This is a genomic window from Phenylobacterium sp., from assembly GCF_036402295.1.
GTDB lineage: Bacteria > Pseudomonadota > Alphaproteobacteria > Caulobacterales > Caulobacteraceae > Phenylobacterium.
The window spans coordinates 1-9,312 of record NZ_DASWTE010000459.1; the positions used below are offsets into that span (position 1 = coordinate 1).

At 69.4% G+C, this 9,312-nt stretch carries 7 protein-coding genes and 1 tRNA gene; 5 read left to right on the forward strand and 3 right to left on the reverse strand.

The genetic code is table 11. The annotated features are described in order from the left end of the window. Positions 1–202: 202 nt before the first annotated feature. Both VGD44_RS25750 and VGD44_RS25755 read right to left on the reverse strand, forming a co-directional pair. Positions 203–292 (reverse strand) — tRNA-Ser (locus tag VGD44_RS25750). Positions 293–382: 90 nt separating this feature from the next. Then, positions 383–805: a PaaI family thioesterase gene (locus VGD44_RS25755; RefSeq protein WP_331091529.1), complete on the reverse strand. Its 423-nt coding sequence runs from the start codon at positions 803–805 to the stop codon at positions 383–385. A 153-nt stretch (positions 806–958) separates the two neighbouring features. Here VGD44_RS25755 and VGD44_RS25760 point away from each other — a divergent pair, with 153 nt between their 5' ends. The 4 genes from VGD44_RS25760 (at position 959) to VGD44_RS25775 (ending at position 7,300) form a co-directional block, all read left to right on the forward strand. Further along, positions 959–2,443 (forward strand): AMP-binding protein, encoded by a 1,485-nt coding sequence (locus VGD44_RS25760; protein ID WP_331091531.1) that lies wholly within the window; start codon positions 959–961, stop codon positions 2,441–2,443. Positions 2,444–2,529: 86 nt separating this feature from the next. After that, a complete protein-coding gene (locus VGD44_RS25765) occupies positions 2,530–3,726 on the forward strand; it encodes a thiolase domain-containing protein (protein ID WP_331091533.1) in 1,197 nt (398 codons plus the stop codon). Between the two features lie 2 nt (positions 3,727–3,728). Beyond that, positions 3,729–4,145 carry a Zn-ribbon domain-containing OB-fold protein gene (locus VGD44_RS25770; protein WP_331091535.1) on the forward strand — a complete coding sequence of 139 codons (417 nt, stop codon included), beginning with the start codon at positions 3,729–3,731 and terminating at the stop codon, positions 4,143–4,145. Between the two features lie 167 nt (positions 4,146–4,312). Further along, positions 4,313–7,300 (forward strand): adenylate/guanylate cyclase domain-containing protein, encoded by a 2,988-nt coding sequence (locus VGD44_RS25775; RefSeq protein WP_331091537.1) that lies wholly within the window; start codon positions 4,313–4,315, stop codon positions 7,298–7,300. A 39-nt stretch (positions 7,301–7,339) separates the two neighbouring features. Here the strand turns inward: VGD44_RS25775 and VGD44_RS25780 are convergent, their stop codons facing one another. Beyond that, the gene (locus tag VGD44_RS25780) at positions 7,340–7,915 is read right to left on the reverse strand and encodes a hypothetical protein (RefSeq protein WP_331091539.1); all 576 of its coding nucleotides are present in this window, start codon (positions 7,913–7,915) and stop codon (positions 7,340–7,342) included. Positions 7,916–8,125: 210 nt separating this feature from the next. Here VGD44_RS25780 and VGD44_RS25785 point away from each other — a divergent pair. After that, positions 8,126–9,312 (forward strand): CAP domain-containing protein (locus VGD44_RS25785; RefSeq protein ID WP_331091542.1); only part of this gene is annotated, 1,187 nt, incomplete at its 3' end.

Genomic DNA, 9,312 nt, shown 5'->3' on the forward strand with positions numbered 1-9,312 from the left:
TGAGCAGCGACGTTGCGTCGCCAAGCTCCAGCCAGGGCATCAGATCGAAGAACTTGGACGCACGTCTAAATGGACTCATGACCCCTTATTCAGGCCACGGTTGTGCCGAGCATTGAATGCGACAAGCTGTGCATTCGTTGATGGGCTTTTTGATGGGTGAAGTCGGATGACTGCCGAAATAGTCTTTAGTTTCAATAGCCGGTGGCGGAGAGGGAGGGATTCGAACCCTCGATACCCTTGCGAGTATGCCGCATTTCGAGTGCGGTGCTTTCAACCACTCAGCCACCTCTCCGACGAGCTGCACGGCGCACCCCTGACGGGCGGCCGGCTGAGCGAGCGGCGGGAACTAGCGCATCCGTTCGGGCTCGGCAAGCGCGGCGTCTCAGCGCGGATAAAGCACCATCTGGGTGCAGCGGAAGACGGCCATGGTCTTGCCTGTGGTCTCGTTGAACGCCTCGGCGTCCCAGACCTGGGTCATGCGGCCGCCGTGGAGCAGGCGGGCCTCGCAGGCGACGGTCTCGTCCTCCTTGGCGGTGCCCAGATAGTTGGTCTTGATCTCGATGGTGGTGAAGCCGCTCGCGCCGTCGGGCAGCGAGGCCAGGCAGGCGTAGCCGCACGCGGTGTCCACGAGCGCCACCACCGAGGCGGCGTGCAGGTAGCCGTTCGCGGCCATGTGCATCTTCTCGACGGTGAAGCGGCCGCGGGCGCGGCCGTTCGCGACCTCGTCCCAGGTGACGCCGAGCACGCCGGGGAGCGTCCCCTGCTGGCGTTCGGCGAAAAGGGCGGCCTGGTTGCCTTCGAGCATGGTCGTTCGATGTCCCTGGTTGTTCGAGGCGGCGCACATGCGGCGCCGACGCCGCGACAGCCAAGTCCAGAGTCTGAACCGGGCCGCTTGCTTGCCCTTGCGCCAGCTCCGAGATTGTCCGCCAAACGACAATGCCTGCGGTGGGAGGCCCCAGTGTCCGAAGCTCTGCCCGAGATGATCTCGCTGGGCGCCAAGCTCGCCCAGCACGCCGCCGTGCAGGGCGACAAACCGGCGATCAGCTGCGGGCCCGAGACGCTGACCTATGCGAAGCTGCACCGCCGCTCGAACCGCATGGCGCGCGGGCTGGCGGCGAAGGGCGTGACGTTCGGCGACCTGGTCACCATCGGCCTGCCCAACAGCGTCGACTTCGCCACCGCGGCCTACGCCGTCTGGAAGCTGGGCGCGACGCCGCAGCCGGTGTCGTTCCGCCTCCCGAAGGCCGAGCTCGCGGCCATCGTCGAGCTCGCGAAGTCGCCGGTGGTGATCGCCGACTTCGACCACGCGCTGGACGTGCCGGTGCTGAAGGCCGCTGAGGTGCTCGCACTATCGGAAGACGAGAGCGACCTGCCCGACGTGACCGCGCCGATCCTGAAGGCCCCCACCAGCGGCGGCTCCACCGGCCGGCCGAAGCTGATCCTGGCGGGCCAGCCGGCCGTGGCGCCCAAGGAGACGCCTGAGGTCGGCGGCTTCCGCCTGCGGCCGGTGGACACCGTGCTGATCCCGGCGCCGCTCTACCACAACGCCCCGTTCGGCATGCTGACCGCGGCCACCGGCCTGGGCGCGCACGTCGTGCTGACCCAGCGCTTCGACCCCGAGGGGACGCTGAAGGAGATCCAGTCGCGCAAGGCCACCTGGGTCTACCTCGTGCCCACCATGATGAACCGCATCTGGCATCTGCCGGCCGAAGTGCGCGGCGCCTACGACCTGTCGACGGTGGAAACCCTCTGGCACATGGCCGCGCCCTGCCCGGCCTGGCTGAAGGAGGCCTTCATCCACTGGATCGCGCCAGGCGAGGTGATGGAGCTCTACGCCGGCACCGAGGCGCAGGCCGTCACCATCATCACCGGGACCGAATGGCTGACCCACCGCGGCTCGGTGGGCCAGGTGGCGATCGGCGAGATGAAGGTGTTCGGCGAGGACGGCGCGGAAGCGCCCGTCGGCGAGGTCGGCGAGATCTACATGCGCCGCGCCGCCGGCACGCCCGAGACCTACAAGTACGTGGGCGCTACGGCCAAGACCCGCGCCGACGGCTGGGAGAGCCTGGGAGACCTGGGCTGGTTCGACGCCGAGGGCTACCTCTACCTCGCGGACCGGCGCACCGACATGATCCTGGTGGGCGGTTCCAACGTCTATCCGGCCGAGATCGAGGCCGCGCTGGAGGAGCACCCCGCCGTGCAGTCGTGCGCCGTCATCGGCCTGCCCGACGACGACCTGGGCGCCCGCATCCACGCCATCGTCAACGCCAAGGGCGCAGTGACCGCCGAGGACCTGAAGGCGCACCTGAAGGACCGCCTCGTCACCTACAAGCAGCCGCGCTCGTACGAGTTCGTGGACGAGCCGGTGCGAGACGACGCCGGCAAAGTCCGCCGCACGGCGCTGCGCGACGCCCGCATCGCCGCGGCAAAGCAGCCCGCCTGACCGCGCGCCTGACCCTGCGTCCAATTGTGGCCCCTGTCCGCAGGGGCTAAGCCCGTACCGAACGTTCGTCTCGGCTGGGGAGATCGATGAGCATCAAAGGCAAGGCCTATGTGATGGGCGCGTTCGAGCATCCGACGCGCGACGCCCCCGACAAGACGACCGCGCAGCTGCACACCGAGAGCGCGAAGGGCGCGCTGGAGGATGCGGGCCTGAGCTTCGACGACGTCGACGCCTACTTCTGCGCCGGCGACGCGCCCGGGTTCGGGGCGATGTCCATGGTCGACTACATGGGCCTGAAGAACGTCCGCCACATGGACACCACCGAGACCGGCGGCTCCTCCTACCTGGTGCATCTGAACCACGCCTGCCAGGCGATCGCGGCGGGCAAGGTCCACGTGGCGCTGATCACGCTGGCCGGCCGGCCGCGCAACGGCGGCGGGCGTCCCGGAATCCCCGGCGGCGGCGCGCCCCGCGACGGGCGTCTGTCGGACGGCGCGCCCGAGCACGGCTTCGAGAACATCTACGGCGGCTCGACCCACAACACCTACGGCATGTGCGCCATGCGCCACATGTACGAGCACGGCACCACCTCGGAGCAGCTGGCCTGGATCAAGGTGGCGGCCAGCCACCACGCCCAGTGGAACGAGCACGCCTTCCTCAAGAACGTGGTCACGGTCGAGGACGTCGTGAACAGCCGCATGATCGCCGACCCGCTGCACCTGCTGGACTGCTGTGTGGTCACCGACGGCGGCGGAGCGGTGATCGTCACGTCGCCCGAGGTGGCGAAGTCGCTGAAGCGGCCCAAGGTGAAGGTGGTGGGCGCGGCCGAAGCGCCGAAGATGCCGCTGGGGGGCAAGAACCTCGACCTCACCTATTGCGGCGCGGTCTGGAGCGGGCCGCCGGCTTTCGCCGAGGCGGGCGTGACGCCGGCCGACATGAAGTACGCCTCGATCTACGACAGCTTCACCATCACCGTGCTGATGACGCTCGAGGACCTGGGCTTCTGCGCGAAGGGCGAGGGCGGGAAGTTCGTCGCCGACGGAAACCTGATCTCGGGCGTCGGCAAGCTGCCGTTCAACACCGATGGCGGCGGGCTCTGCAACAACCACCCGACCAACCGGGGCGGCATCACCAAGATCATCGAGACCGTCCGCCAGCTGCGCGGTGAGGCGCACCCGAAGGTGCAGGTGCCCAACTGCGACCTGGCCCTGGCGCACGGCACCGGCGGCTCGCTGGGCGTCCGCCACGCGGCCGCGACGGTCATCATGGAACGGGAGGGCTGAGCATGTCCGAGACCACCGAACGCCCCGCCCTGATGACCCGGCCGATCCCGGCCCCCGCGGTGACCCTGGAATCCAAGCCGTTTTTCGACGCCGCGGCCGAGAGCAGGTTCCTGATCAAGCGCTGCCAGGCCTGCAGCGAGGCCCACTGGTACCCGCGCGCGATGTGCCCCTACTGTCACTCGGACAAGACGGTGTGGGAGGAGAGCCCCGGCACGGGCGTGATCTACACCTACTCGGTCATGTGGCGCTCGCCCACGGGCCCCTACGCCATCGGCTACGTCACCCTCGACGAGGGGCCGTCGCTGATGACCAACTTCGTCGACGTCGCCCCCGACGGCCTCGCGATCGGCATGCGCGTGAAGGTGAAGTTCCAACCCACCGAAGGCGGCCCGCCCGTCCCGGTGTTCGTGCCCCTCTAATCCTCATTCCACGGCCAGCCACAGGTCTGCCGCGCGAAGAATCGCGTGGTGGGCCATGGACCGGGACGGCCGGTTGAGTCAGTCATAAGCTTGGCCGGCGCCGGGGCCGATCACCGGAGGCCATCAGGGAGGGGGGATTGGGGCGACGCGATCGCGCGGCGGAGCCTGTGGCGGTCTTGCGCCTTGCGGGGCCGCGCGGCGGGGTCGTGATCCTGGCGCTGGCTATCATCGCCACGCTCTGCCTGCTGCTCGCGCCGATCTTCGTGACCGCCATCGACCGCTCGGCGCCGAAGCCGGCCGGCGGGACGATCGACTTCTCCCGCCATGGGCCGCTGACAGCGCCCGTAGAACTGTCAGGCCAGTGGCGGCTGAGCTGGCTGAGCGGCCCTCCGGGACCGCCGGCGGGGGCCGCCCTGATGGTGGACGTGCCGGGGCTGTGGTCCGGCCCGGAGACGGGCCTGCCGACGCACGGGGCGGTGAGCTACGGCCTGCGTATCTCCGGGCTGGCGCCGGGCCGCTACACACTCCACGTGCCCGCAGTCTATGCGGCGTCGCGGGTGAGCGTGAACGGGCGCGTCCTCTCGCTGCATGGCCCGCCCGGCCTTACGAAGGCGTCCACGGTTCCGACCATCCGCGCCCACGACGTGACCTTCGACGCCGACGGGGAGCCCATCGACCTGCGCATCGACGTTTCGGCCTTCTACGAGCGCGACAATGGCCTCGACGCCGCGCCCGTGTTCGGCCCGGCGCTGCAGATGACGCGCTGGATCGCGCTGGACTGGCTGCGCGGGATGCTGCTGCTGAGCTCGTGCCTGCTCCTGGCCTGCTACGGCGCGGTGATCTTCGCTGTCCGGCGTCAGGAGCGGGGCTGGCTGTGGTTCGGCCTGGCCTGCGTGACCGTGATGCCGGTGCTGGCGACGTTCAGCCACGACAACCTGCTGCTGCTGCTGGCGCCGTCCATGCCGCTGCTCGCGATGCGCGCCATCCAGTACCTGACGGTCATCCTCGCGTTGGGCGCCATGGTGCTCTACACGCGCCACCTGTTCCCGCAGGAGAGCCCGCGGCTGGCCCACAGGGCGATTCTGGGGGTGCTGGCGGCGAATTTCGCGGCCTCTTGCGGCGCCGCCGCGTTCGGTGGGCTGATGGCGCTGTCGCTGGTCGCCTACTACGCGGTGTGGGTGCGGGTCGCCGTGCTGGCCTACGTGCTGTGGGTCGTGGTGACGGCGACCCTGCGGCGCCGGGATGGCGCCGCTGTCTACCTGCTCGGCATGGCCGTGTTCTTCGCGACGCTGGTCTACACCGACCTCACCGCCAACCGGTTCATCCCCCAGGTGGGCTCGGGCCTGGACCTCATGCCGCTCGGCATGTTCGTTATGCTGCTGAGCCATCTGGTGATCATGGCGAAGCGGTGGGACGGCGCCATCACGTCGGCGGAACTGACCAGCCGCGAGCTTCGCCAGCTGCTGGACGTGAACATCGCGATCGCCAGCGAGATCGAGCTCGAGCCCCTGTTGCGCCGGATCGTGCAGGCCACCTCGCAGATCCTGCACGCGGACCGCGGCTCGCTATTCCTTCACGACGAGAAGACCGACGAGCTGTGGTCGATGGTGGCCGAGGGGCTGGAGAGCCGCGAGATCCGCTTTCCCGCCGGCGTGGGCCTGGCGGGCGACTGCTTCAGGCGTGGCGTGATCGAGCGGGTGACCGACGCCTACGCCGACCCCCGGTTCAACGCAGCCATCGACAAGGCCACCGGCTACCGGACCCGGACCCTCCTCTCGGCGCCGATTGTCACGCGCGATGGCCGCAAGCTGGGTGTGCTGCAGGCGGTGAACCGGCTCGACGGCGCCGCGTTCGACGACGCCGACGTGGCCCGGATGGGGGCCTTCGCCGCCCAGGCCGCGGTGGCGATCGAGAACGCCACGCTGTTCGCCGAGGTCGCTTCCGAACGGAACTACAACGACAGCATCCTGCGTTCGATGTCGTCGGGCGTGGTGACCCTGGACCGCGACGCACGGATCGTAAAGCTGAACGCCGCCGCCCGCCGCATCCTGGGGATCGATCCCGACGCCGAGGCGCCGGACGGGCTGAACCTCACCTTGGCGCAGAGCAATCCCTGGCTGCCGGCCGAGCTGCAGGCGGTGGCCACGAGCAGCCAGCCCAAGACGCTGCTGGACGCAGATGTGAAGACCCTGCGCGGCGACACCATCTCGGCCAACGTGTCGATCGTGCCCCTGATTTCCGGCGGCGAGCGGGTGGGCCTGCTGATCATCGTGGAGGACATCACCGAGGGCAAACGCCTGCAGGGCGCCATGCGCCGGTTCATGACCCAGAAGGTGGTGGACCAGGTCATGGCCCGGGACGACGACCTGCTGTTCGGCGCCGCCTGCCAGGCGAGCGTGCTCTTCGCCGACATCCGCGGATTCACCAGCCTCGCCGAGCACCTGGGTCCGCGCGACACCGTCGACATGCTCAACGAGATCTTCACCGAGCTGTTCGAGGCGGTGGCGGCCAACGACGGCGTGCTCGACAAGTACATCGGGGACGCGATCATGGCCGTGTACGGCGCGCCGCTCAGCTCGGGACGCGATCCGCAGAACGCCGTCGACAGCGCCGTCGCCATGAGCGCGATGATCAAGGCCTTCAACGCCCGGCAGCTCGAGCGCGGCCTGCAGCCCGTCGAGCTGGGGGTCGGCGTGGCGAGTGGCCAGGTCGTGGCCGGGACGATCGGCTCTCCCAAGCGCATGGACTACACGGTGATCGGCGACAGTGTGAACCTGGCCTCGCGACTGGAGAGCGTCACCAAGACCTACGGGGTCGGCATCGTCGTCTGCGAGGACACGGCCGCCGCGATCGAGGGGCATCGCCTGCGTGAACTGGACGCGCTGAGGGTTCGAGGGCGGCGGCGGCCGGCCCGGATCTTCCAGGTGCTGACCGACGACGCGGTCCAGCACGACGCGGCGCTGGAGGCCTACGCCCGCGGCCGCCGGGCGCTCACGGCGGGGCTTTGCGAGGAAGCGGCGTCTGCGTTCGAGGCGGCGCTAGCGGAGGCGCCCGAGGACGGGCCATCCCGGCTGATGCTGGAGCGCGCCAGGCAGCTGATACGATCCCCGCCCCCGGTCAATTGGGACGGCGTCTGGGACTCGTCCTGGGCCTGACCATGGCTCCTCAGCAACGACGTCCTGGCGGTGGCCCACTCAGCTTGGGTCCCCCGGCCCGCCCTGCGGGCGCCCGCGCGATGAGGTGAGAAGGTCGATCAGGCCTGCCGCCTCGCGCGGATGGCGCAGGCGGTGCTTCGTCAGCTGGGCGAGCCCCGGGTCGTCGAACATCGCGGCGTAGTCGCGGCGGCGGCGCTCATAGGTGTCCCACGCCCAGCGGATCGGGTGCTCCCTGTCGAGCCAGCGGCTGAAGAGCTCGCGGTTACCGGTGCCGGGCCACAGTTCCTTGCCGCTGACTGCGCGGACGAACGAGCGGCGCAGCACGCGGCCCATGACGATGGGCTTGGGGTAGTCCAGCCAGACTAGGTGCGTGGCCCGCGCCAGCACGATCGGACGGACCTTCGAGTAGTTGCCGCAGCTGACCCAGGCCTCCGCCGCCACGGCGTGAGCCACCCGGCGGCGGAATTCGTCAGGGTCGCCCTGGTTCAGGTCCTTCCAGCCCGGCTGCCAGTTGATGGCGTCGAGGTCCACGTGGCGCGCGCCGAGGGCCGCCGCGAGCGCGCCCGCGAACGTGGTCTTCCCCGAACCCGACGTGCCGATGACCGAGACGCGCACTCCCAAAGCCCCATGTCTGCCGCCGGCCCGCCCCTGGGCCGGGCCCGTCCTTAAACGTCACGGACGCCAGCGGCCATCGACCCGCCGCATTGACGCTCAGCCTGCGGATTTGCGCGACATCATGTCCGGGGTGCGAGCCGATTTCGGCCACAGTTTGGCCGCCGACCGCCATAAGGTTCGCCCCGCCAGAGCAAGCCCAGCGGGGGACAATTGAGCGAACCAAGCATCTACGAGCAGTACATGCTCGAACTCGTCAATGCTGCCCGCGTGACGGCTGGCGTTCAGCCGTTGGCGAACAATGGCAAGCTGAACGATGCTGCTGACGCCCATGTAGACTGGATGATCAGCACCAATACCCTGTCACATACGGGCGCGGGCGGCTCGTCTGCCTACGATCGCATGGTCGACGCGGGATTTGTGTTCAGCGGCGCGTACTCGTGGGGCGAGAACATTGTCTGGGAATCCCTGCGCGGCGCGGCCGGATACGCCGACGAGGTCAGGGACCTGCACAACTGGCTGATGAATTCGCCGGGTCACAAGGCGAACATCCTGAACGCCAAGTTCACCCAGGTCGGCATCGGGTTCGACGTGGGTCCCTTCAAGGGCTGGCAGTCGGCCGTTGCAGCGGAGGACTTCGTCGGCACCTCCCAGCACTTCCTGACGGGCGTGGCGTACAAGGATATCGACGGCGACCGCGCCTACGACCCCGGCGAAGGCCTGGGGGGCCTTACCGTGACCGCGATCGGCTCCACCGGCGCCCAGTACGTCGTGAAGACCTACGGCTCCGGCGGCTACGACCTGCCTCTGGCCGCAGGGACCTACACCGTCACGATCTCCGGCTCCAACATCGCGACCTTCACCAAGCAGGTGACGATCGGCCTCGTCAACGTGAAGCTCGACCTGGTCAACCCGGGCGCCGCCACCGCCCCCGCGCCGGCCCCCACAGGCGGCGTCACCGTGACCGGCACCGCCTACGGCGACCTGATCAACACGACCACGACCGTAGCCGGCCAGCTGCTGCCCGGCGCGGGGGCCGACACCCTGAACGGCCTGGCCGGCAACGACACGCTGAACGGCGGCGCCGGCGCCGACCGGCTCGACGGCGGCTCGGGCAGCGACATGTACTACGTCGACAACGCCGGCGACGTGGTGGTCGAGACCCTGACGGGCTCGACGGGCGGCTCGGCCGACAAGGTCATGAGCTCGGTCAGCTTCACCCTGGGCGCCAACGTCGAGCGGCTCACCCTGACCGGGACCGCCTCGGTGAACGGCACGGGCAACGAGCTTGCGAACGTCCTCTACGGCAACGGCGGCGCCAACTCGCTCAGCGGCTTGGCCGGCGTCGACATCATCTCCGGCTACGCGGGCGCCGACACCCTGCGCGGCGGGACGGGCGC